Genomic DNA, 20,926 nt, shown 5'->3' with positions numbered 1-20,926 from the left:
GTGACCCGGATTATGGACGGTTTAGAATTTGGCAATACTTGATGCTCAATCTAAATTTTATACTTTAATGAGAACGACCATTCCCTTAAAAACTTCTACAAAACGGTATTTATTTTTTTGGTAACGAAGATACTACGCTAAACAAATAAGCAGTTAGAAAAATCGAAATTGAGGGGAAATATCGATGTCAAATTATACTGCACCTAACTTGACTGTCACTTCAAGCAATCAAACCACTTTCACTTATCGCCGTTTCGGCAAAGCCGGTACGACCCCGGTTGTGTTCCTGCAGCACTTCCGCGGAAATATCGATAACTGGGACCCCGCGCTTGTTGATGATATCGCAGCTGAACGTGAAGTCATCCTCTTTGACAACGTTGGAGTCGGAGGTACGACAGGATCAACACCGCGCACCATTACTGAAATGGCCCACGGTGCTTTGGAATTCATTGACGCTCTTGGATTGACAAGCGTCGATCTGTTCGGCTTCTCCATGGGAGGTTTTGTTGCTCAAGAAGCCGCACTCCTTCGTCCGCACAGGGTACGACGCCTGATTCTTGCCGGGACCGGTCCTCAGGGCGGCCGCGATATGCACGGCTGGAATGACGAAATAAATCGTCATGCTTACAAGGATGTCCAGGGCGCTGAAGACGTACTCTACTTGTTCTTTGCTCCGACTTCGACCAGTCAGGCCAAAGGACTTGAATTCGTAGGACGGATCTTCACCCGGACAGAAGGTCGCGACGAGATGCCTTCGTTGCAAGTACGCGATGCTCAAGCGGAAGCGATCATCGATTGGGGCATTCCGGATCCGAGCAAACTGGCACGTCTTGCAGGAATTAGCCAGCCAACGCTTGTCGCGAACGGCAACAATGATATTATGGTGCCGACTGTCAACTCCTACTTGCTTGCCGGACACCTTCCAAACGCAGAGTTAATGATTTACCCGGATGCGAATCACGGTTTCTTATTCCAGTATCCGCATGAATTCGCCGCGGAAATGAATACCTTCCTGAATAAAAAATAAACTGGACTTGCAAGCGAAATGGGATCCGCAGCTGCGGATCCCATTTTGATTGAGATTTACAAGCGATTATTGCTCCAATGCTTTTCCAAGCTTGCCGTACCAATTCGTCCAGCCCCACTTGGCGCCTTCAAGTCCTTGGACAGTCGAAATTCCGGATTGTTCGAGATGAAGATTAATCCTGCCGTCCCCGAGATCTTTTAGCGTCCAGGTGACCGTATGCTTCTCCTCTCCGCTTGCCCAAGTATAGGACAACCGGTTTGGCGGTTCAACGGCTAGCACTTCGCCATCAACGATGCCATTCCAATTGCCGGCCGGCTGCAAACGGAACTGAAAACGATGGACTGCTACGGGCTTGAAATCATTTTCCGTGATCCACTTGGCAAGTTTACCTGAATCCGTCAAGGCCGTCCAAAGCCGGTTCCTCCTCACCTTTTAAATAGATACCAATCGGTGTCGTATTTGATTATAGGATACCAAATGGTATCACGTAAACGGGAGTTTTTTTCTTCGTATGAGAGCCGTCGGTTAACTAAGCTAAGGAAGGAAGGCGGAGAATCCTATTGACGGGATTCTATATGGCGTCCTATAATCAAGGCACCATTGGGTGTAGTTTCATTTATGCGAGGAGCGGGTGATGATGAGCGCAGTCGAACATACGCGGGATGTTTATTATGCCGTGGCCGATCCCACCAGGCGCCGGCTCATTCGTCTGCTGGCGGATGCGGATGAGCTGCCGCTCAATCGGTTGACGGTTCATTTTTCAATGGGCCGCGCGGCGGTTTCCAAGCATTTGACGATTTTAAAGGAAGCCGGACTCGTGACCGAGCGCAAAGTGGGCCGGGAGACGCGAAACCGGCTTAATCCCGCCCCGCTGAAGGAGCTCCAGGATTGGCTGTCGTATTACGAGAAATTTTGGAAACAAAATATGGCTCGCCTGGATCAGTTTTTGAGGGAGGAGCAGGAATAAAGCAGGTTCTGCGGCTCGATTTCCGTTCAAACGCTGTTTACGTTTGCCAGACAGTTTAAACTGGCCGGAACGATCCGAGGCTCGATTTTTGTCATGAAGGGAGATTATTTAAGCAAACCAGCAAAGCGGTGGATCCGATCCATCGCTATTTCGCGTTTGCAGCTGCGTCTCATGGCGCTTTGCCGAAAAAGCGGGGGATGAAGAACGGAGTATTGGCGGCTCGGCGTCATTTTTCGACTTGCAGGCGATCGTCTTTAAATTTTCGTTCTCGGGTGTATAATTACACTTATACGTATTTAGTAGCTATATAATCGAAAGAAGAAAGGAGGGGGAACGGATTTTGCAGGGCTTATATCCCGAAACGGAGATGGACATGACTGTAACCTGGGGGGATTGCGATGCGGCGGGCATCTCGTATTACGCGAGAACGTTCGACTGGTTTACGAACGCGCGTATGCACTTCCTTGCCTGCTATCGTTTCCCGTATATGGACACCTTCCACAGCCAAGGCATCTCGCTCGTCTGCCTGACTGCGGAATGCCAGTATAAGAAAATGGTCAGGCCCGACGACAAGCTTGCGGTGCGCACGACGCTTGCGGAGCTGACGCGTACCCGGATGACGTTCGTTTACCGGATATTCAAAGCGGACGGCGAGCTTGCCGCGGAGGGCAGGACGACGCACGCCTGCACGGATCATGAAGGCAATGCTTTTAATTTGAAAAAAAGGTTTCCGGAATTGTGGCGGCAGCTGACGGACACATGGGCTGTATTTCAAAGCTGAACCGGATCCGCAAATAATGGGGGAAGCGCCGAACATGTTTGGAGAGCGAATCGCAATTACGGGAATGGGAGCCGTCACCCCGATCGGGATCGGCGTCAGGTCCTACTGGGTAAATTTGCTGGAAGGCAGAGGCGGCGTCTCGACGATCTCCCGTTTTGATCCGGAAGGGCTTCCGGTCAAAATCGCGGCGGAGGTGAAACATTTTCACCCGGCCGACTTTCTGCCCAAAAAACTCGTCGGCCAAACCGACATTTTCATGCAGTTTGCTTTGGCCGCCGCGGCGGAAGCGCTGGCGGACAGCAACCTGCAGGCGGAGCCGGAACGCGTCGGCATCGTGCTGGGAACCGCGCTAGGGGGAATTTCCTCGGCCGCCGATGCGCAGGAGCAGATTACAAGCAGCGGCAGCTTTCGGGTCAGTCCGCATCTGGTGCCTAAAATACTGGGCAATATCGCCGCGGCTCATATCGCCATGGCCCACCGGTTTACAGGGCCGAGTCTGACGGTCGGCACCGCATGCTCCTCCGGAGCGGATGCCGTCGGGCTCGCCGCCATGCTGCTCGCAACGGGACAAGCCGACGCGGTCGTCGCGGTCGGCGCCGAGTCGATTCTGACCGGCCTTATGGCTGCCGGTCTCGCTTCTGCCCGGGCGTTGTCCATGCGCAATGACGATCCGGCCGGAGCGAGCCGGCCGTTCGATCTGCAGCGGGACGGCTTCGTGATGGGCGAAGGGGGAGGCGCGGTCGTCCTGGAAACGCTGCGCGGCGCCGAAGGGCGGGGGGCCGATATCAAGGCCGAGCTGCTCGGATACGCCAGCTGCACGGACGCCTACCACGTCACCTCGCCGGAGCCGGAAGGGCGCGGCGAAGTATACTGTATCCGGCAGGCGTTGGAGAGGGCTGGACTCGCGCCTTCCGATATCGGCTATATCAATGCGCACGGCACGTCGACGCCGATCGGCGACCGGATTGAAACGAAGGCGCTCAAGACGGTTTTCGGCGATTCGGTCCGAAGCATTCCGGTCAGCTCGACCAAAGGAGCGACCGGCCATTTAATGGGCGCCGGCGGTATTACGGAGCTGATCGCCTGCATCCAGGCGGTCCGGGAAGGCGTGCTCCCGCCGACGATCAACTACGAGCATCCGGACCCCGAATGCGATCTCGACTACGTGCCGAACCGGGCTAGACAGACCGAAGCGAAGGCGGCGATGTCCAATTCGTTCGGGTTCGGCGGCCAGAACGCTTCCCTGATCGCCGGGCGGTACGGCGGCTTTTAACCAATTATGCGAAAGGATGGGCGCGATGAACGCTTATACCTACGATGCGAGTATGTTTCAGGATACATTCGAGTACGGCTATACGTATATCAACGGTTTTTTGCGCAATGTGCGCCGGTTCGGCGGACGTCCCGCCGTCACCTGTCCGCAGCGCGGGCGGACCTGGACGTACCGGGAGCTGAACCGGGAGGTCAACCGGCTGGCTCATGCGCTGCTGGAAGACCGCGTCGGCAGGAACGATGTCGTCATGTACCAGCTGCTCAATTCCGCCGAATTTATTTTCAGTTATTTGGCGCCTCAGAAAATCGGAGCGATCACCTGTCCGATCAATTTCCGGCTGTCGCCCGGCGAAACGGCTTTTATCCTCGACGACAGCAAGCCGGCCGTGTTCATCTACGATGCGGAAATCCGCGAAACGGCGGAGCAGGCGCTCGCCATGGCGAGCCACCGGCCGAAGCGGGTCGTCATGGTCGATATCACCGGCAGTCTTAAGGCGAGTCCGGAGAATTTGACCTACAGCGATTATGTGAAAAATCATTTGGAGGACGAGCCGGAGATCGAGCGTCCCCGCCATATTTACGACGAAACGACCCGGCTGTACACGTCCGGCACGACGGGAAGACCGAAGGGCGTTCCGCTGAACAATATCAACGACGTGCTGTCGGCGCACGACGTGGCGATGCATTTTCCGCTCAGCCCGATCGATAAAACGATGAATATGAGCCCGTGGTTCCATCGCGGAGGGCTGTATTCCGGCGGCCCCAATCCGACGCTGTACGTCGGGGGAGAAGTCGTCATTCTTCGGCATTTCAACCCGCGGATAACGCTTGATTATGTCCGGCAGTACAGCCTGACGTTCCTGATCGGCGCCCCGCCGATGCTCAAAATGCTGCACGGCGCCCAGCTGAAAAATCCGGCCGATCTGTCCTCGTTAAAGGGGATCGTCACGATGGGCGCGCCGCTTGAGCGGGAGGACTGCATCCAATACCAGGAGACGCTGACGCCGAACATTTTCAATGGATACGGGACGACGGAGGCGTTCTGGAACACGTTCCTTCGCCCCTACGATCTGCCGGAAATGGCCGGCTCGGCCGGGCGTTCCTGCACGGACGACGAGGTAGCCGTGGTGAAGGTGTATCCCGACCGCAGAGCGGAGCCGAACGATTTTGCGGCCCGGGACGGCAGGGAGGTCGGGGAAATCATTGTCCGGGCGCCGGCCAAAACCACTTATACGTACGTCAACAACGAGGCCGAAAGCCGGAAGGTTTTCTATAAAGGGTGGATCTATATCGGGGACATGGGCACATGGGACGAGAACGAATATGTCACCGTCGTGGGCCGTAAAAACGATATGATCGTGTCTTCGGGCGAAAATATCCATCCGGTGCAAATCGAGGAAATTTTGAACCAGCATCCGAAGGTCAAGGAAACAGTCGTCGTCGGCGTGCCCGACGAGCTTCGCGGCGAAGCGGTGACGGCTTATGTCATCAAGGCCGATCCTTCGCTTACGGCCCGGGAGCTGAGCCAATACTGCACGAACCATCCGATGCTGGCCAATTATAAGCGGCCGCGCTTTTACCGGTTTATCGACGAGCTGCCTTATACCGCAACAGGGAAAAAGAAGCATTTTGAGGTAAGAGCCTTGGCGGTCGAAGACCAAAAGCAGGGGCTGTTGGAGAAGGCGTGAGACGCGAATCGCCCTTGCGGCGGTCGGACTGGCGGCGAGGGGGCATCTGGAGAAGGTTGATCCAGCGCAGACCGGCGGGTCCGCTGCGGCTTCCGGTTTGAGAATAAGACAGCAGGCCAGCCGGCGTTCGGCTGGCCTGCTGTCTTTTGAAGGCGGTGCGAGAAACCTCCAACAACCCGTTCGAGCTTGTCCCGGCAAGCGCAGACCGTCTGCGTACCAATTTCGGCTTTGGACTTTAAAACCCGTGCTTTTTCAGCCAAATCCCGCACAGCTCCGGCCAGTGACGAATGGTCGGATGATTGCGGGCAAGCCCAAGACCGTGGCCGCCGCTTTCGAAAATGTACATTTCGTAAGGCACCTTGTGCTCCGTGAGCGCGGAGGCGAACAGGAGGAGATGGCCGGTATGGACGTTTTGATCGTCGCCGGTAATCCACATGAAAACGGGCGGCGTGTCCGGCGTGACGTGCCGTTCGTTGGACAGGAAGGACTTCAGCTCCTCCGTCGGATCGTCCCCGAGCAGGTTCGCGTGGTACGGATGCGGATAATGAATCATCGTAATCCGCGGATAAGCAAGCACCATCAGGCTGGGCCTCGAGCTGTGCCGTTCGATCGGGTCTTCGGCTTCAGGATCGCCGAGGTCGTAATGCGTGCCGATCGTCGAGGCGACATGACCCCCGGAGGAAAAGCCGATCACCCCGATGCGCTCGGGATCGATATTCCACTCCCCGGCATGGTGCCGGATCAGGCGCATCGCCCGCGTCACGTCCATTAACGGACAGGGATGGTGATACGGCGCAACCCGGTATTTCAGCACGACGGCCGCGATGCCGAGCCCGTTCAGCCAGGCGGCGATCGGCTCGCCTTCCGATACCGATATCGACTGGTACCCGCCACCGGGGCAGATCAGCATGCACGGCGCGGGGCGCTCGCTGTTTTCGAGCAGAAAAGGCGTAATGGCCGGGCAGTCGGCCGGCTCGCTTCCTTTTGCCAGCGGCGCTCCGTCCGGCCAAAGCAGAATAGACACGGAAAAACCTCCTCATTCCCCAGCTTCAGGGTGAAATCGTTACCGTTCCGCTTCAATATCCTGCCAAGCGGAAACGCTTCATGCCTTATTGTACACGTTTTCAATTCACCGGACATTATAAATTTCTCCAACACAAACAGACCGGAACATGATTTCCATGTCCCGGTCTGCCGCTGACAGCGCTCTGCGTCCTACAGCCGCACGTCGTTCGACGGGCCTTTGTCCGCCGCTTTTCGCGCTTCTTCGAGCTCGCGGTCCCAGTTCAAATGGCGGTATTCCGCCGCCTCCGCCGAGCTGTTGAACCAGTCGACGAAGTCCTGCCAGAGCGGGACGGTCCACGAGGCGTCGATCTGCGCCGTCGTATAGACGCCTCCTTTCAGGCGGATAAAGCCGAAGATGTCGCGCACCTGCGATTTCTCCGCCTGCACGACGGTCAGCTCCGCAAGGTGCGGCGGGATGAAGATGACGCCTGAAGGGGTGCCGAGCACCACGTCGCCCGGCAGGCAGACGGCCCGGCCGATGCGGGTCGGCACGTTCATGCCGATCATCGTGCAGTCGGCGATCGCCGTCGGGTCGCTGCCGCGGAAAAAGACGTTGATGTTCTCGATCTGCATGACCTGCTGGTTGTCGCGGATGCCGCCCCAGATAACCGCCCCGCCGCGCTTCGTGCGGGTGGAGATCGCCGTGGACAGGTTGCCGCCGACATAGGTGCCCTGATAGATTTTATCGTACATGTCGACGACGACGACGTCGTCCTCGCCGAGCGAGTCGATGACCCACTGGTTGAAGAAGCCACGGCGGCCTTCCTCTTCGTGGCCGTATTGAAGCAGCGTTTCGTGCAGGTCCGGGCGCTTCGGCACCATAACGGCGGTGACCGCCCGGCCGACCATCATTTTGCCCGGGTGAACGATTTTGAAATCGCCCTCGAACTGGTTCGTGTAACCCCGGTGCCAGAGCGGACCCCACGCTTCCTCCAGCGTGATTTTGCGCATGCGCCGCAGGACGTCGTCGGATACTTTGGGCCGGCCGTTCGGAAAACGCTCGCCTTCCCACAGCGGTGTTAATTGTACGATATCTTCCGCATTGTCGAACTTCATGGTTCGAGCACCTCTCTTTTCATCCTGATTTAACGTTAACTCCACTGCCGGTCGTTGCCGAAATAATCGTTCCAGCTGTCGGTCGCTTCCCACATGCCCGGAATTTGCGGGTGCAGGTGCTGAGCGATCACTTCGTCGTTCAGATCCTCGATGCCGAGGCCCGGCGCGTCGGGCACGGTGATAAAGCCGTTATTGACCAGCGGCTTCGGCAGCTTGCTGATTACGATGTCGTCCCACCAGTCGACGTCGACGGAATGGAACTCGAGCGCGAGAAAATTTTCCGTCGCGGCCGCGGCATGAACGGCCGCCAGGCAGGCGATCGGGCTTTCCGCCATATGGATCGCCATCGCGACGCCGTGCTCCTGGGCCATGTCGCCGATTTTCTTCGTCTCCAGGATGCCGCCCGTGCTGAGCACGTCCGGGTGAATGACGGAGACGCCGCCGGCTTCAAGCAGGGGCCGGAAATTTTCTTTCAAGTAAATGTCCTCGCCGGTACAGATCGGCGTCGATACCGCGCGGGACAGCCGGACATACTGGTCGGTGTACTGCCACGGCACCATATCTTCCATCCACGCCAGGTTAAACTTATCGACGCGGCGTCCCAGCTTGATGCAGTCCTCCACGCCGATGTGGCCGAAATGGTCGATCGCGAGCGGCACTTCGTAGCCGATGACGGCGCGCACGTCCGCGACGTACTGCTCCAGCATATCGAGCCCTTTCTCCGTCACGTGGATGCCCGTGAACGGATGGGCGATATTGTGGATGTCATACATGCGGCTGCGGGCGCTGCGCAGCTCGGCCGCCGACAGCTTGCCGCTCTGCCGGCCTTCAAGCCACGCCTTCGACAGCGCTCTCATTTCCTCCAGGAAGCCAAGCGGAGCGCTTAACGTGCCGGGCTCGCGGATGATCTGGTTGATGCCGAGGTCCATTTTCAGGAACGTATAGCCTTTCTCCATCCGCTCCTTCAGGGCGACGCCCATCGCCGTCCCCGTATCCTTGCCGCGGACGTCGGTATCGCAGTACATCCGGATGCTGTCGCGGAATTTGCCGCCGAGCATCTGATAAATCGGGATGCCGTACGCTTTGCCCGCCAAATCCCACAGCGCGATCTCAAGCCCGCTGACGCCGCCGCCCTGGCGGGCATGGCTGCCGAACTGCTTGATGCGCCGGAACAGCTTGTCGATCTGGCACGGATTCTCGCCGAGCAGACGGCTCTTCAGCATAAGGGCGTAGGTTTTGTCCGCGCCGTCGCGCACCTCGCCGAACCCGACCAGGCCCTGATTCGTATACACCTTGATCAGGCTGCAGTGCATGGGCGCGCCGGCGATATCGGCAAAACGGATGTCCGTAATGCGCAGCTCGGAGGGGCTGGAATGGGTATTGACATGGGCTAACGTGCTTTCATACGTTTCTTGATTGGGCATGGTTGGACTCCTTTTGTCTTTATTGAGCGCACGACTTACAGCAGCATGCTGGCGCCGTCCAGCCGGGTCGATGCTCCGTTCATAAATTCCGATTCGTCCGAGGCGATATAACAGACCATGCCGGCGACGTCCGCGGGCATTCCGACGCGGCCCATCGGGAACTTCCGCCTGATGTCGCGCCGCAGCAGCTTCGCCCGTTCCGCGTACTCCTCGGGTACGAACGGCCTCGTTTCCTTCGTGCCTTTATTGTCGACATGGACGGCCCCCGGCTCGATCGTATTGACCGTGATGCCGTATTTCGCCAGCTCGATCGCGGCTTCGCGGGCGAGCATTTTGATGCCCCCCTTGGTCATCGCATAGACGGTATCGAAATCGGTCGGCCGTTTGCCGTGAACGGACGAAATGTTGACGATCCGCCCGGAGCCTTTCGCTTTCATGTAAGGGACGACGGCCTGCATGCACTGCCAATAGCCTTTCAGGTTGATGTGCATCAGCCGGTCGTACGTCTCGTCGTCGTAATCGAAATTTTGGTTGAGCTGCAGGGCGGCGTTGTTGACGAGAATATCGATACCGCCGTAACGCGCCGCAACCTCCGATACCATCGCATCGATCTCCGCTTTATGCGCCGCGTTCGCTTTGACGATCATCGATTCCCCGCCGAGCCCGGCGATTTGCTCCTGCGTATCCTTGGCTCCCGCGTCGCTCGAATTGTAGGAGACGGCGACCTTCGCGCCGCGTCTGGCGAGCTCGATCGCAACGCCTTTGCCGATTCCGGTGCCGGCGCCGGTAACGACGGCGATTTTGCCGGACAGACTCATAGGGCACCTCCCGCGGGAAGCGGCATGTTCATTTTGAAATCGAGGTAATGCATCAGGAAGCCGCCGTCCATCCGGATATCCGCGCCATTGATGCAGCGCGCCTCGTCCGACGCGAGGAAGAGCACAAGCTCCGCCAGATCCTTGTGCGTGCCGAGTACGGCGCCCGGCACCTTGTACCGGTAATGCTCGTACAAGCCCGAAACGTCGCTGGAAAAGACGGCGTCGTCGCCTTCCGCCGGCCCGAATTCGATCGTGTTGACGCTCACGCCGTGCCGGCCGAGCACGACCGCCGCTTCGCGGGCGAGCATTTTGACCGCGCCTTTGGAGGCGCTGTAGGCAAACGAGGAGCCCGTCGGCTTCTCGGCATGAATCGAGCTGACGAAAATGATTTTGCCCGCCCGTTTCGCCTTCATTTGCTCGCCGGCCGCCTTCGCGCAGACGTATGCGGTTTTCGCGTTGGCGTTCATCATTTCCAGAAACAGCGCCTCGTCGCCGTCCTCGACGCGGATCGGCTTCACGAGGTTGTTGTTGTGAACCAGAACATCGACGGTCCCGAGCCGCTCCGCCGCCGTTTCCAGCACGCGGGCGGCTTCGTCGCTCCGGCTTAAATCGGCCGTGACGACAAGTACGTTTGCGCCCGTCTGCCGGGCCAGCTCCAGCTCCGGCCCAAGTTCCCGTCCGGCGGAGGCGCTGTTCAGAATGAACGATGCGCCTTCTGCGGCCAGCCGGAGCAGCACCGCTTTGCCGGATGAAAGGTCGGCGTCCGTGATGAACACAACCTTGCCTGGCAGCCTCACGGTTCGTTTCCCCCCTCATGAGAATGGGCTTTCCACCCATTGCAAGTTCATGATACAAATGAGGGCGGGCAGGTGCGATGCCGTAAATTTATGATTTTGTTTGTTTTTTTGCAAACCGTTTTGCCCGAAAATCAAAAACGAAAAAATCAAACAATTTCGTAAAATCGTCCCCTGTGAAAATGAAAGCGCTTAATGTTATTTTATACCCATGCTTTTTAAACTCTGGTTTTGGAAAGGGGGCATGAAACGGATGGGGTAAAGCGGGTAAATGCCGATACAGCGGCGGCAGCGGCGCCCGGCCGGATAACGGCGCTGCGCAAAAAGAAACACACCGGCGAGACGAATGTGGCGGGCTACGTGTTTATTTCTCCCTGGCTGATCGGCCTGCTGCTCTTGACGGTGTGGCCGATTGCCCAGTCGATCTATCTGTCGTTCACGGATTATTCCTTGCTGGAGGACCCGAAATGGGTCGGCGGGGCCAACTATTCGAACATCCTGTTCAACGACTCGGTGTTCCGGAAATCGCTGTCCGTTACGTTCGCGTTCGTTCTTTTTTCCGTTCCGCTGAAGCTGTTTTTCTCCCTGATGGTCGCCCTGCTGCTGAACAAAAATATGCGGGGCATCCATTTGTACCGGACGGCGATTTATTTTCCGTCCCTCATCGGAGGCAGCATCGCCGTATCCGTCCTGTGGCGCAATATGTTCGGGCTGGACGGCTACATCAACCAGGTGCTCGCCTGGTTCGGCATTCAGGGCATCGGCTGGATCACGAACCCGCACACGGCGCTCGGCACGCTGATTCTGCTCGGCACGTGGCAGTTCGGCTCGACGATGGTCATTTTCCTTGCGGGGCTGAAGCAGATTCCGCAGGATTTGTACGAATCGTCCGCCGTCGACGGAGCGGGCCGGGCGAGGCAGTTTTTTCACATTACGCTGCCGATGCTTTCGCCCGTTATGTTCTTTAACCTGGTGCTGGGCATCATCGGATCGTTCCAGATGTTCACCTCGGCGTTCATCATCACCAAGGGCGGGCCGATCAACTCCACGTACATGTACGCGCTGTTCCTGTTCGAGCAGGCGTTCAAGCATTACCATATGGGCTATGCGTCCGCGCTGGCCTGGATTTTGCTGGTCATCATCGCGGCTTTGACGGGCCTTAACTTCCTGGCTTCGCGCTACTGGGTATTCTACGAATCCGACGGGGGGAAAGCGAAATGAATACGTCCCGCCGAACGTTTGCGGGAACGGCGAATCATATCGTCCTTACCGTGCTGTCGCTGCTCATGCTGTATCCGGTTTTCTGGTGGGTGGGGGCATCGCTGAAAACGACCGCGGAGATGAGCCTGCCGGCCATCTGGCCAAAAACGCCGATCTGGTCGAACTACTCGAAGGGCTGGTCGTTTACGGGGGAGTACACCTTTACGCACTTCTTCGGCAACACGCTGCTGATGGAATGCTGGAACGTGCTCGGCGCCGTGATCACGAGCGCGATCGTCGCTTACGGCTTCGGCAGGCTTCGTTTCAAGCTGCGCGGCTTCTGGTTCTCGATCTTGCTTCTCACGATGATGCTGCCGGGACAGGTGACGGTCGTTCCGCAATATATTTTGTACAACAACTTCGGTCTCGTGGACAGCTATATCCCGCTCGTGCTGCCGCATTTTTTCGGCGGCGGCGCCTTCTTCATCTTCCTGCTCGTCCAGTTCATCCGGGGCATCCCGCGCGAGCTTGACGAAGCGGCAAAAATCGACGGCTCTTCCGTATACGGGATTTTCGCCCGGATCGTGTTCCCGCTGCTCAAGCCGTCGCTCGTAACCGTCGCCATCTTCACGTTCATTTGGAGCTGGGACGATTTCTTCGGCCAGGTGCTGTATCTGAGCTCGGTCAGCAAATATACGGTCGGCCTTGCGCTGCGGATGTTTGTCGACCAGTTCGAAATTCAATGGGGGCAGCTGCTGGCGATGTCGCTGCTTTCCATCGTGCCGTCGGTCGTGGTCTTTTTCCTCGCCCAGAAGCATTTCGTCGAAGGCATCGCCACAACCGGGCTGAAAGGCTAAATCATTCACATACGATTTTAGAGAGGGGTTCGGAGAATGAACAAACGCAAACATCGTATGCTCGTCAAAGGCGGCGTCCTGCTGGCTGCGGCGGCGCTGGCGCTGACGGGCTGCAGCAGCGGCGGCAAAAGCGGTGCGCAAACAGGCGATTCAGGCGAGGGTTCCGGCAATTCCGGCGCCAAAGGCGCGAAGCTGTCCATCATGTGGTGGGGAGCGGACGACCGTCATCAGGCAACTTTGAAAGCGCTTGACTTGTATACGGAGCAGCATCCGGAAATTTCGTTTACGCCCGAATATTTGTCCTGGGACGGCTACTGGAGCAAGCTGACGACGCTGGCGGCGTCGAAATCGATGACCGACGTGCTGCAGATGGACGGTGCCTATATCCAGGATTACGCAAGCAGGGGGACGCTGGAGGATTTGTCCGACATCGACTTCTCCGGCATCATCGACCAGAAAATTATCGACAGCGTGAAAATTGGCGGCAAGCTGTACGGCGTTCCGCTGTCGCTGAACGGCCAAGGCTACGCGTTCAACAAAGCCGACCTGGCCGCAGCCGGCGTCACGCTGCCGCACAAGGACTGGACGTGGGACGATTTCTGGAATTTCGCGAAGGAAGCCCGGCAGAAGCTGCCGAAGGACAAATATCCGATTTCCGACGCTTCGAACGGCTGGGACTCGTACCAATACTACCAGACCGCCATGGGCAAAGGCCCGGTCATTTCGCCGGACGGCAAGAAGCTGAACATCGACAAGGATCTGTGGTATACGTTCAACAATATGTACGCACAGTTCCGCAAAGACGGCGTCGTGCCGTCGCCGGACGAACAAGGCGCGTTCGTCGAAAACGATCCGAAGGCGGACCCGATGGCTTCGGGCAAAGTTATGACAAGAGGCGCGACGGTCGCTTCGGTCAGCGTGCTGGAAACGCTGATGCCGGGCAAGGTCGGCGTCGTCAACATCCCGGTCGGTCCCGCGGGCGGCGGCTGGGCGCAGCCGACCATCTTCCTCAGCGTCAGCGCCAATTCGAAGCACAAGGAAGAAGCGAAGGCGTTCCTGAAATGGTTCGTATCGGATAAAGAAGCCGGCCAGACGCTCGGCCTCACGCGCGGCATTCCGGTTAACGATACGATTTACAAGGAGCTGGAGCCGAATCTGCAGCCGAAGGACAAGATCGGCAAAGAGCTGATGGACGTCGTGTCGGACAAGGCGCTTCCGTTCTATCCGGCGCCTCCGGGCTGGTCGGAGTGGGTGCAGGCGTACCAGAATGAAATGGATGCGGTTCGGTACGGCCAGGAGACGCTGGATCAGGCGTACAACAATATCGTCAAGCTGGGGCAGGATACCGCCGCGAAGCAGGGCGGCTGATCCTTTTGCCACACAATATTTTTCGAAAAGCGTGGTGAGCGCGATGCGGCTCGCGGAATTTTTCCCGTCGCAGCCGAACCGGCTGTGGCGGCTGGCCAAGCAGATGGGCGTCGACTATGCGGTCGGCCCGCTGGCCTGGGAGGAGAAAGGGCAGCACAAGCCCTGGGACCTCATGCCGCTCATTCATATGAAGCAGCGGTTTGCGGATTACGGTCTGACGCTCGAGGTTATCGAATCGATGCCGCCGTCAAACAACATCAAGCTGGGAACGCCCGAGCGGGATGAGGAGATCGAGGTATTCAAGCAGTTCATCGTCAATATGGGAGCGGCCGGCATACCGGTCTTGTGCTATAACTTTATGGCGCAGTTCAACTGGTTCCGCACGTCGACGACGACCCGCACGAGAGGCGGGGCGCTGGTCTCGAGCTATGACCATTCGCTTATGCTGGACGCGCCGCTGACCGAAGCGGGAGTCGTGACGGAAGAGCGGCTGTGGGACAATTTGAACTATTTTCTGACGCAGATCGTGCCTGTCGCGGAGAAGGCGAAGGTGAAGCTGGCGCTCCATCCGGACGACCCGCCGATTTCGCCGATCCGCGGCGTATCGCGGATTTTGCGCAGCGCCGATGCGCTGCAGCGCGCCATCGATCTCGTGCCGAGCGAATACAGCGGCATCACGCTTTGCCAGGGCACGCTGGCGACGGCCGGCGAAGACATTCCCGCGGTCATCCGCCGCTTCTCCGAGCAGAACAAACTGTTCTTCGTTCATTTCCGGGACGTGCGCGGTACGCCGGATAAATTCGAGGAGACCTTCCACGACGACGGGAAGACGAACATGCTCGAAGCGATGGAGGCGTATTACGAGGCCGGCTTCGACGGCCCGGCCCGTCCGGACCATGTGCCGACGATGGACGGTGAGGACAATGCGAATCCGGGCTACGAGCTGCTCGGCCGGCTGTACGGCGTCGGATACATCAAGGGCCTGATGGAAGCGGCGGCCGCGAAGAAGAAGGCGGAGGCGGCCGGGCGGTAGAACAATCCTGCCGGCTGGCGGAATTCGGGGCTCGGATGGCGGAGCGGCCCGGCCGCTCATAAGGAAGGCGCTCTTCGCAAAGAGCGCCTCTTTTGGCGGCGGAAGCACGGCTATGCGGCTGTTCAAGCGCTTATCTGATAAGCCGTGCTCAATCGTTATTCAAACATATAAAATGCATAGTCCGTCGGCACGCCGGCATGTCCGAGCTGCCGCAGGATCGACGTCACCTGGCCGCGGTGGTAGGTGCCGTGATTCACGACGTGCTGGACGAGCTCGCCAAGGAGCGCCTGCTGTTCCCCGATTTTCGGATGGAAGACCGGTATCGTCCGGTCGAGATCCCGCCCGTCGGCGAGGAAAGCCCGGTACTTGTCTGCCGTTTCGTCAAACTTTCGCTCCTGCCCGCCGAGCTTCATTTCCGCAGCTTCCTCATTCGCTCTCATAACCACCGCCCGCGCTTCGTCGAAAGTAGCGCCTCTTATGACCGACAACCACATTTCATCCACCGCGTAAATGTGCGCAAGCACCGCGAGGACGTTCGGGAACGCGTTCTGCACCTCGGTTTCGGCGGTGCCCTCCGGCAGCTTCTTCACATGATCGAATACCAGCTTGTTCGCCCAAACGTGATAGTTATACAATTTAACCGTTGGATGTTCCATTTCATTCCCTCCCGAGTGTCTTTCATTCTTGTCTGGACCCATGATACCATAATGACAGTGACAATTGCTGTCAGTGAAGTCAGGCTTTGAAGGAGGTCGCTGGATGTCCAAAGCCGACAATATGCTGGCTATTCTTTGGCTGCTCAAAACGCGCAGACGGCGGACGGCGAAGGAGCTTGCGGAGGAGCTGGAGATGAGCGTCCGCACCGTGTACCGGTATATCGACGCGCTCTGCGCGAGCGGGGTGCCGATCGTCTCGGATGCGGGGCATAACGGCGGCTACAGCCTGCCGGACCATTTCAACGACGCGCCGCTGTTTTTCGATCTGGAGGAGCAGAAAGCGCTTGTGCATGCGGCGGCGTTCGCCCGGGAAGCCGGCTATCCGAACGGCGAAGCGCTTAACCGGGCCGTCGCCAAGCTGAAGCGGTATGCGAGCGAGGAGCAGAAGCAGGAGCTGAACCGGCAGGAGACGGGTGTGGACGCCATTCATCCGCATTTCGGCGAGGAGCAGGAAACGGCGCTGAAGGCGCTCGAGGCGGCGATGGCGGACGGCTGCACCGTGCGGCTCGATTACCGCAAAAGCTACGGTCAGGCAGTGAAGCGCCGCGACATCGACCCGTACGGGCTCGTGCATTGGAAAAGCAAATGGTACGTTGTCGGCTTTTGCCGGCTGCGAAGCACAATCCGCAGCTTCCGTGTCGACCGGATCGAAGGCGACGTCGTCCGGACGGGCGAGCGGTACGAGCGGCCTGCGGATTTCTCGCCGCGGGAGGCGCTGCTGCGGGATCTGCTGCCCGGCCGCGGCAAGGAGGAGGCGCTCGTTACGGTGCGCATTCAAGGCCGGGAATCGGCGATCGACGATTTGTGCGCTCATTGGTTTCTCGGTCATGCGGTGGCGGAGCGGTCCGCATCGGAAGCGGTTTTCCGGCTGGACGAGAACGCCGCCTTCAGCCGCATGCCGTACCTTCTGATGGCGTACGGAGGCACGATCCGGGTGGCCGGGCCGCCGGCGATGAAGGACGCGATGGTTCGCGCGGCGGCGCGCCTGCACGAGTATTACGAGTCGATGTAACGGAGGGGGGCGGCAATATGAAGCCGGTCAAAGCGGTCTTTTTCGATTTATACGAAACGCTCGTTACGGAATTCGCGGACGGCAAAAGGCTGTCGAACCGCAAAACCGACTACGCGGCACTGCTCGGGCTGCCGAACGAGGCGTTCAAGCGGGAATGGGCGGCGCGGCAGCAGCGGCGGATGACGGGACATTTTCCGGACTATTATGCGGTCATCGCAGATATCGCGCGGGAGCGGGGGCTGGACGTCGATCCGGCGAACGTCGAGCGGCTTTACCGGGATCGCTGCGCGGAGAAGGAGCTGCCGTTCCGGCGCGTCCGCCCGGACATTCCGGCGATGCTGGGCAGGCTCCGGGAGGAAGGCATGAAGCTGGGCCTGATCAGCAACTGCACGGAGGAGGAGGTCCGGGGCTGGAGCGGAAGCCCGCTGGCGGCGCTGTTCGACGACGCGCTGTTTTCGTACGAAATCGGGATGGCTAAGCCGGACCGGGCCATTTACCTGCTTGGCTGCGAGCGGCTGTCCGTTCTGCCCGAGGAGTCGATCTTCGTCGGCGACGGAGGCTCCGGCGAGCTGGAGGGCGCCCGCGCGGCGGGCATGAGGCCGCTGCATGCGTTCTGGTACAACACGTATGTGCAGAGCGACGCGAAAAAAATCGGCCGGCCGGAAGAGCTCGTGCGGGAGCTGACCGGAAAGGCGCAGGATGGCGATCGTTCGGACGAGAACTGAAATCAAGGCGCCGATCGGGTTTTTGCAAAGCCGCAACCGAAAATTAAAGCAGCACATCGAGGCGATGGCGGCCGAAGAAGGGAAAGGGGGACCGGACGCAAGATGGACAACATTATGGACAAGCTTCGCGAAAAAGGGATTCTGGAGCGGTCCGTCGTACGGGCGGAGAAGCTGAAGGGCGGGACGGCCAGCACCGTTTACGCCTTGTACGACGGCGGGAAGCCCGTTTATGCGCTCAAGCTGAACGACCCCGCAACCGTGGAAGCGGAATTTCGGTTTTTGTCCGCTTATGCGGGCAGTCCGCTGCTTCCGCAGCCCGTTTATGCCGATCCGGGCTTTCGTTATTTCGTCTACCGCTACCTTCCCGGCGATACGGTTTATCGCAGGGGCGGCAAACGCGGCATGCTGACCGGCCTTGTCGACAGCCTGATCAACCGGTACAAGCGGTTCGAATCGTGCGAAGGGTACGGGCATGTCGATTCGCCGCAGCCCAGCTGGCGCGCCTTTCTCCATTCGAGAGAAGAATGGGCGCTCGAGACGATCGCGGACCGGCTGCCCGAAGACGATCACCGGCTGGTGCGGCAGTTCATCGCTTCCACCGCGGCGAACAGCCTGCCCCGCTATTACCTGCACGGGGATTGCGGCGTGCACAATTTTCTGTTCGGCGGCGGGAAGCTGACCGGCGTCATCGACCCGACGCCGGTTGCGGGCGAGCCGATGTACGATTTGATTTACGCGTTCTGCTCGTCGCCGGACGATCTGGACGAGGACACGTTTCAATCCGCCGTCAGCCGGCTCGATCCGCGTCTGTACGTTCCCGGGCGGCTCAATGAAGAGGTGCTGACCGGCTTGTACTTTCGCATCGCGACGTGCCTGTTCCATCACCCGCACGATTACGCCGAATACGCCAAGGCGTGGGAATATTGGAAAAGCAGGGCGGGTGCTTAAGCAGCGGGAATAATCCGTTCGCTCCGTCCGCCCGTGAAACGAGAGGTTATATGCCGGGCCATTCGCTATTGTTCGTATAACCTGCTTCATAGGCGTTTCTGACGGCTTCGGCGAGTCCGGCCGTGTAATTGACGACGGTCAGCTTCCCCTCTTCGATCGCCGCTTTCGCATATGCATCCGAATAATAGAGCGCATCGTCCGCAGTATGAACCAAATAATACTGCCGTTCGCTGCCGGCTTTGCGGCTTCTGGCTTTCGTATCCCGGATCTTCTTGTTCCGGGCCAGCCGTGCGCCTTCATGAATATCGACGCCCCAGATGACCTGGGTGCTCGTATCCAGGACCTCGTAGCCGACGACCACCTTCCGGTCATGACGGTCGGACAAAACGAGAAGCTTTAACAAGGTGCAGTCCGATTCCGGCCGATATACGCGTACTGCGGTCCTGGAGGGCGAAGGGGCTGCTTTTTTGAAACGGGATTTTTTGCTTCCGGCGGCGGGTTCGGCGGTTTTACGCCCGTTTGTTTTTTTGCCGGCGGTTTCCGCCTTTTTTCGGCCGCCTGACTCTTTGGACAGCTTCTTCAGGAGCCGCTGCTCCATATCCCGTTTCATTTTCTGCATATCTTGGTTCATTTTACGGGCTAAATTTTTCTCCAGCTTCACCTGCAGCTCGCGGGCGTTGTCCGGCGCGGAGGCGGCGCCCGCCGTTTTCCCGGCCGTGCCGGTTTTCCGTTTCCGGGCCTTTCTAGGCGCCCGTTTCGGTTTCGTAAGCGAATGCAGCGTTTTTCGGAGCTCCTCGAGCAAGGATTTGTTTTCCTTGCGCTGCCTCGGCATAAGCGGTCCTCCTCATCGTGAGATGACGTATACAAGCGGCCTGCAGAGCAGGCCCTGCGGCATCCGTTCCGGTCTCCATGCCGAATGCCCCGCGCCTCCTGCAGATCACGGGGTTGTCCGAACCATTTTCATGGATTTTACCAGAGCCTCAAGTCAAGCGTCAAGCCTGCGGCGGCTAAGCGCGGCCGCGGCCTTCCGCCTGTGCAAGCCAAGGAAAACATGAATTTACGAAGGGAATCGGGCGTGCGTCCCGAATCTCTTAATAAGGATCGTCATTCTGTACCGTGGAGGGACCTGAAATGTGGAGTCCGGACCGATATATGGAGAAGCTGTACGAGAGCGTGACGCCTTCCGAAAGCTTGGACCGCGTCACCTCGAGAGAGGAATGGAATGTGTGGAGAGAGCGCCTGCGGCACCGGTTTGTAAGCCTGCTGGGCGGATTTCCTTCGGAGGCTCCCGATCTTTCCCCGGAGGTGATCGAATCCGAGGATTGCGGCGAATATACGCGGGAGCGGATTCAGATCCAGACCTTCCCGGGGCTCTTCATGCCGGTTTACGTGCTCGTCCCGAAGAAGCGCGGCGCCCGTTCGGAAGCCGTCATCGCCTGCCACGGCCACGGCTACGGCAGCAAAGATATCGTGGGCTTGACCGAGAACGGCGAGAAAAAGACCGGAGACCCTGGGTACCAGAAAAATTTTGCCGTCGAGCTCGTGAGGAGGGGCTATATCACGGTGGCGCCGGAGTTATTGGGCTTTGGCGACCGGAAGCTGGCGGAGGAGGCACAATCGCCGAACTCCTGCCATCGTCTCTCGACCTTCCTCCTGGCCATGGGCCGGACGATGGCCGGTTACCGGGTCTACGAGACGCTGCGCTGCGTCGATTATTTGCGGTCGCGCGGGGACGTGGACGCGGATCGAATCGGATGTATGGGAATTTCCGGCGGAGGGCTGGTCTGCTCGTTTGCGGCCGCGGTCGACCCGCGCATTACGGCTGCGGTTGTAAGCGGTTTTACGAATACGTTCCGGGCGAGCATCCTGTCCATTCATCACTGTGTCGATAATTATGTGCCGGGCTTGTCGCTGGCGGCCGAAATGCCGGATCTGCTCGGCCTGATCGCGCCGAGACCTCTTTTGATCGAAGCCGGCAGCCGGGATCCGATCTTCCCGGTCGACGCGACGCTGAAAGCGTACGAAACGATCAAGAGCGTATACAAGCTGCTGGGCCGGGAAGAAAAAGTAGAGCTGGACCTGTTCGAGGGCGTCCACGAAATATCCGGAAATGTCGCTTACGACTGGTTTCGGCGCGTATGGTCCTAACATCAAAACGAGCTTTTTCTCTTTCGG

The 20,926-nt window shown here is 58.6% G+C and carries 21 protein-coding genes; 13 read left to right on the top strand and 8 right to left on the bottom strand.

The genetic code is table 11. The features are described from left to right. Positions 1-184: 184 nt before the first annotated feature. Positions 185-1,027: an alpha/beta fold hydrolase gene (locus tag PD282_RS22755; protein ID WP_274653455.1), complete on the top strand. Its 843-nt coding sequence runs from the start codon at positions 185-187 to the stop codon at positions 1,025-1,027. 66 nt (positions 1,028-1,093) lie between these two features. Here PD282_RS22755 and PD282_RS22750 read toward each other — a convergent pair whose 3' ends face one another. Continuing rightward, positions 1,094-1,456, bottom strand: coding sequence for an SRPBCC family protein (locus tag PD282_RS22750; RefSeq protein ID WP_274653453.1), 363 nt, complete (start codon positions 1,454-1,456; stop codon positions 1,094-1,096). Between the two features lie 208 nt (positions 1,457-1,664). Between PD282_RS22750 and PD282_RS22745 the strand changes: the two genes are divergently transcribed. The 4 genes from PD282_RS22745 to PD282_RS22730 all read left to right on the top strand — a co-directional run bounded on the left by PD282_RS22745 (position 1,665) and on the right by PD282_RS22730 (position 5,735). Continuing rightward, positions 1,665-1,994 (top strand): ArsR/SmtB family transcription factor, encoded by a 330-nt coding sequence (locus PD282_RS22745; RefSeq protein WP_274653451.1) that lies wholly within the window; start codon positions 1,665-1,667, stop codon positions 1,992-1,994. A gap of 340 nt (positions 1,995-2,334) precedes the next feature. Further along, positions 2,335-2,775 carry an acyl-CoA thioesterase gene (locus PD282_RS22740; RefSeq protein WP_274653449.1) on the top strand — a complete coding sequence of 147 codons (441 nt, stop codon included), beginning with the start codon at positions 2,335-2,337 and terminating at the stop codon, positions 2,773-2,775. A 34-nt stretch (positions 2,776-2,809) separates the two neighbouring features. Further along, positions 2,810-4,048 carry a beta-ketoacyl-ACP synthase II gene (gene fabF / locus PD282_RS22735; RefSeq protein ID WP_274653447.1) on the top strand — a complete coding sequence of 413 codons (1,239 nt, stop codon included), beginning with the start codon at positions 2,810-2,812 and terminating at the stop codon, positions 4,046-4,048. Positions 4,049-4,073: 25 nt separating this feature from the next. After that, positions 4,074-5,735: a class I adenylate-forming enzyme family protein gene (locus tag PD282_RS22730; RefSeq protein ID WP_274653445.1), complete on the top strand. Its 1,662-nt coding sequence runs from the start codon at positions 4,074-4,076 to the stop codon at positions 5,733-5,735. 235 nt (positions 5,736-5,970) lie between these two features. On the opposite strand, the gene PD282_RS22725 is transcribed toward PD282_RS22730, so the two are convergent. The 5 genes from PD282_RS22725 to PD282_RS22705 all read right to left on the bottom strand — a co-directional run bounded on the left by PD282_RS22725 (position 5,971) and on the right by PD282_RS22705 (position 10,895). Further along, positions 5,971-6,759: an alpha/beta hydrolase gene (locus tag PD282_RS22725; RefSeq protein ID WP_274653443.1), complete on the bottom strand. Its 789-nt coding sequence runs from the start codon at positions 6,757-6,759 to the stop codon at positions 5,971-5,973. A gap of 191 nt (positions 6,760-6,950) precedes the next feature. After that, a complete protein-coding gene (locus PD282_RS22720; RefSeq protein ID WP_274653441.1) occupies positions 6,951-7,856 on the bottom strand; it encodes an RraA family protein in 906 nt (301 codons plus the stop codon). 35 nt (positions 7,857-7,891) lie between these two features. Further along, positions 7,892-9,280 carry a mandelate racemase/muconate lactonizing enzyme family protein gene (locus PD282_RS22715; RefSeq protein WP_274653439.1) on the bottom strand — a complete coding sequence of 463 codons (1,389 nt, stop codon included), beginning with the start codon at positions 9,278-9,280 and terminating at the stop codon, positions 7,892-7,894. Between the two features lie 35 nt (positions 9,281-9,315). Next, entirely contained in the window at positions 9,316-10,098 is a 783-nt protein-coding gene (locus PD282_RS22710) for an SDR family NAD(P)-dependent oxidoreductase (RefSeq protein ID WP_274653437.1), read from the bottom strand. After that, complete coding sequence (locus tag PD282_RS22705; protein ID WP_274653436.1) at positions 10,095-10,895, bottom strand: SDR family NAD(P)-dependent oxidoreductase; 801 nt, start codon at positions 10,893-10,895, stop codon at positions 10,095-10,097. The genes PD282_RS22710 and PD282_RS22705 overlap by 4 nt, the downstream gene beginning before the upstream one ends. Before the next feature lie 303 nt (positions 10,896-11,198). Here PD282_RS22705 and PD282_RS22700 point away from each other — a divergent pair, with 303 nt between their 5' ends. Genes PD282_RS22700 through PD282_RS22685 form a run of 4 tightly spaced genes read left to right on the top strand, consistent with a single transcriptional unit; the run spans position 11,199 to position 15,350 of the window. After that, positions 11,199-12,113 carry a carbohydrate ABC transporter permease gene (locus PD282_RS22700; protein WP_274655421.1) on the top strand — a complete coding sequence of 305 codons (915 nt, stop codon included), beginning with the start codon at positions 11,199-11,201 and terminating at the stop codon, positions 12,111-12,113. Next, positions 12,110-12,949 (top strand): carbohydrate ABC transporter permease, encoded by an 840-nt coding sequence (locus PD282_RS22695; RefSeq protein ID WP_274653434.1) that lies wholly within the window; start codon positions 12,110-12,112, stop codon positions 12,947-12,949. The genes PD282_RS22700 and PD282_RS22695 overlap by 4 nt, the downstream gene beginning before the upstream one ends. Positions 12,950-12,985: 36 nt before the next feature. Then, entirely contained in the window at positions 12,986-14,317 is a 1,332-nt protein-coding gene (locus tag PD282_RS22690; protein WP_274653432.1) for an ABC transporter substrate-binding protein, read from the top strand. Positions 14,318-14,360: 43 nt separating this feature from the next. Further along, the gene (locus PD282_RS22685) at positions 14,361-15,350 is read left to right on the top strand and encodes a mannonate dehydratase (protein WP_274653430.1); all 990 of its coding nucleotides are present in this window, start codon (positions 14,361-14,363) and stop codon (positions 15,348-15,350) included. Between the two features lie 155 nt (positions 15,351-15,505). Here the strand turns inward: PD282_RS22685 and PD282_RS22680 are convergent, their stop codons facing one another. Continuing rightward, a complete protein-coding gene (locus PD282_RS22680) occupies positions 15,506-16,006 on the bottom strand; it encodes a DinB family protein (RefSeq protein ID WP_274653428.1) in 501 nt (166 codons plus the stop codon). 103 nt (positions 16,007-16,109) lie between these two features. On the opposite strand from PD282_RS22680, the gene PD282_RS22675 reads away from it, so the two are divergent. The 3 genes from PD282_RS22675 (at position 16,110) to PD282_RS22665 (ending at position 18,751) form a co-directional block, all read left to right on the top strand. Then, positions 16,110-17,078, top strand: coding sequence for a helix-turn-helix transcriptional regulator (locus PD282_RS22675; protein ID WP_274653426.1), 969 nt, complete (start codon positions 16,110-16,112; stop codon positions 17,076-17,078). Between the two features lie 17 nt (positions 17,079-17,095). Continuing rightward, the gene (locus tag PD282_RS22670) at positions 17,096-17,803 is read left to right on the top strand and encodes an HAD family hydrolase (RefSeq protein WP_274653422.1); all 708 of its coding nucleotides are present in this window, start codon (positions 17,096-17,098) and stop codon (positions 17,801-17,803) included. Between the two features lie 102 nt (positions 17,804-17,905). Continuing rightward, the gene (locus PD282_RS22665; protein ID WP_274653420.1) at positions 17,906-18,751 is read left to right on the top strand and encodes an aminoglycoside phosphotransferase family protein; all 846 of its coding nucleotides are present in this window, start codon (positions 17,906-17,908) and stop codon (positions 18,749-18,751) included. A gap of 46 nt (positions 18,752-18,797) precedes the next feature. Here PD282_RS22665 and PD282_RS22660 read toward each other — a convergent pair whose 3' ends face one another. Next, positions 18,798-19,583, bottom strand: a complete 786-nt coding sequence (locus PD282_RS22660) for a hypothetical protein (protein WP_274653418.1) — start codon at positions 19,581-19,583, stop codon at positions 18,798-18,800. A gap of 299 nt (positions 19,584-19,882) precedes the next feature. Between PD282_RS22660 and PD282_RS22655 the strand changes: the two genes are divergently transcribed. Continuing rightward, positions 19,883-20,899, top strand: coding sequence for an alpha/beta hydrolase family protein (locus tag PD282_RS22655; RefSeq protein WP_274653416.1), 1,017 nt, complete (start codon positions 19,883-19,885; stop codon positions 20,897-20,899). Positions 20,900-20,926 lie beyond the last annotated feature (27 nt).

The organism is Paenibacillus humicola (genome assembly GCF_028826105.1).
GTDB classification, from domain to species: domain Bacteria; phylum Bacillota; class Bacilli; order Paenibacillales; family Paenibacillaceae; genus Paenibacillus_Z; species Paenibacillus_Z humicola.
This window is presented reverse-complemented; position numbering and strand designations above follow the sequence as displayed.

Bases quoted from the DNA above. Each gene is read 5' to 3' on its own strand.
- PD282_RS22755 (WP_274653455.1), top strand. From the start codon at position 185: ATGTCAAATTATACTGCACCTAACTTGACTGTCACTTCAAGCAATCAA.
- PD282_RS22745 (WP_274653451.1), top strand. From the start codon at position 1,665: ATGAGCGCAGTCGAACATACGCGGGATGTTTATTATGCCGTGGCCGAT.
- fabF (WP_274653447.1), top strand. From the start codon at position 2,810: ATGTTTGGAGAGCGAATCGCAATTACGGGAATGGGAGCCGTCACCCCG.
- PD282_RS22730 (WP_274653445.1), top strand. From the start codon at position 4,074: ATGAACGCTTATACCTACGATGCGAGTATGTTTCAGGATACATTCGAG.
- PD282_RS22720 (WP_274653441.1), bottom strand. From the start codon at position 7,856: ATGAAGTTCGACAATGCGGAAGATATCGTACAATTAACACCGCTGTGG.
- PD282_RS22715 (WP_274653439.1), bottom strand. From the start codon at position 9,280: ATGCCCAATCAAGAAACGTATGAAAGCACGTTAGCCCATGTCAATACC.
- PD282_RS22710 (WP_274653437.1), bottom strand. From the start codon at position 10,098: ATGAGTCTGTCCGGCAAAATCGCCGTCGTTACCGGCGCCGGCACCGGA.
- PD282_RS22695 (WP_274653434.1), top strand. From the start codon at position 12,110: ATGAATACGTCCCGCCGAACGTTTGCGGGAACGGCGAATCATATCGTC.
- PD282_RS22690 (WP_274653432.1), top strand. From the start codon at position 12,986: ATGAACAAACGCAAACATCGTATGCTCGTCAAAGGCGGCGTCCTGCTG.
- PD282_RS22685 (WP_274653430.1), top strand. From the start codon at position 14,361: ATGCGGCTCGCGGAATTTTTCCCGTCGCAGCCGAACCGGCTGTGGCGG.
- PD282_RS22680 (WP_274653428.1), bottom strand. From the start codon at position 16,006: ATGGAACATCCAACGGTTAAATTGTATAACTATCACGTTTGGGCGAAC.
- PD282_RS22675 (WP_274653426.1), top strand. From the start codon at position 16,110: ATGTCCAAAGCCGACAATATGCTGGCTATTCTTTGGCTGCTCAAAACG.
- PD282_RS22670 (WP_274653422.1), top strand. From the start codon at position 17,096: ATGAAGCCGGTCAAAGCGGTCTTTTTCGATTTATACGAAACGCTCGTT.
- PD282_RS22665 (WP_274653420.1), top strand. From the start codon at position 17,906: ATGGACAACATTATGGACAAGCTTCGCGAAAAAGGGATTCTGGAGCGG.
- PD282_RS22660 (WP_274653418.1), bottom strand. From the start codon at position 19,583: ATGCCGAGGCAGCGCAAGGAAAACAAATCCTTGCTCGAGGAGCTCCGA.
- PD282_RS22655 (WP_274653416.1), top strand. From the start codon at position 19,883: ATGTGGAGTCCGGACCGATATATGGAGAAGCTGTACGAGAGCGTGACG.